The organism is Faecalibacterium sp. DFI.5.82 (genome assembly GCF_029076575.1).
GTDB classification, from domain to species: Bacteria; Bacillota; Clostridia; order Oscillospirales; family Ruminococcaceae; genus Faecalibacterium; species Faecalibacterium duncaniae.
On record NZ_JARFIS010001020.1, the window covers coordinates 1 to 292 of the forward strand.

1 pseudogene is annotated in these 292 nt (G+C 63.4%); it reads left to right on the plus strand.

The window, feature by feature from the left end:
• Positions 1-48: 48 nt before the first annotated feature.
• Positions 49-292: pseudogene (locus P0G09_RS19955) on the plus strand (lysine--tRNA ligase); the annotation flags it as partial.

A 292-nucleotide genomic window follows, 5' to 3' on the forward strand; every position in this document is an offset into this window, starting at 1 on the left:
TGCTGGCCATCACCCACGCCGCAAACTGAGCCTGCACGGGAGGAAACCATGGAAGAGCAAAAGAGAAACCCCTCTCAGGGCCTGTCTGAGAGCGAGCAGGTGCAGGTGCGCCGCCAGAAGCTGGCCGACCTGCAGGCTGCCGGAAACGACCCCTTCACCCTGACCACGTGCCCGCAGGACGCATACTCTGCCGACCTGAAGGAAGAGTTCAAGGAGCTGCCCAACGAGACCGACAGCGGCATGCAGGTCGCGCTGGCTGGCCGTATGATGTCCAAGCGCGTGATGGGCAAGG